This is a genomic window from Acidisphaera rubrifaciens HS-AP3, assembly GCF_000964365.1.
Classification (GTDB): domain Bacteria; phylum Pseudomonadota; class Alphaproteobacteria; order Acetobacterales; family Acetobacteraceae; genus Acidisphaera; species Acidisphaera rubrifaciens.
Genome location: NZ_BANB01000981.1, coordinates 1 through 705, shown reverse-complemented (window position 1 = coordinate 705; position 705 = coordinate 1). Strand labels below are relative to the sequence as shown.

The window sequence follows — 705 nt, the reverse complement described above, 5'->3', positions numbered from 1 at the left end:
GATCCCCGATCTCGCGGCCCTCGCCCCGTTCGCGGGCGGCCCGTCGCTGCCGCCGGTGCACGACATCGATCTCGCGGCGCATGTGACGGGGGCCGGACAGGCCGTCCCCGTGCTGCGCAGCCTCGCCCTGCGGACGGCGGCGGGCGACCTCTCGGCCTATCTGCCCGGGCTGACGCTGGACCACGCCGCCTTGGCGAACGCGGCCGAGGACCGGCCACTGACGGCCGACATCGCCGGCCGGGTAGACGGTGCGCCGTTCACGCTCAAGGCAACGACCGGGGCGCCGGCGGCGCTGCTACCCGGCGCGCCGGCCGGGCCATTTCCGATCCATGCCGAGGCCATGGCGGCCGGCATGACGCTGTCGGTGCAGGGCGGCATCGACGATCCGCGCCGGGGCGCCGGGCTGCGGGCTGCGATCGATGCGCGGGTCGCCGATCTGGGCGTGCTCGCGCCCCTGCTGCATCGGACGGTCCCCAGCCTGCGCGGCATCCGGATACAGGCGGAGGCGACCGACGGGCCGCACGGCCTCGCACACGGGCTCACGCTGAGCGCCCTGCGGCTGACCGGGCCGGGCACGGATGCCGGTGGCACGCTGACCCTAGGCTGGCCGCGCCCGTCGCTGGCCGGGCGCATCACGGCGGCGCGGATCAATGCCGGAGACATCGCCCGCGCCTTTGCCGACCCGGCCAAGCCGCCGCCATCGGC

The 705-nt window shown here is 76.5% G+C and carries 1 protein-coding gene; it reads left to right on the top strand.

The features are described 5' to 3' along the window. A partial coding sequence (locus B8460_RS22500) for an AsmA family protein (RefSeq protein ID WP_048863296.1) occupies positions 1 to 705 on the top strand: 705 nt, incomplete at both ends.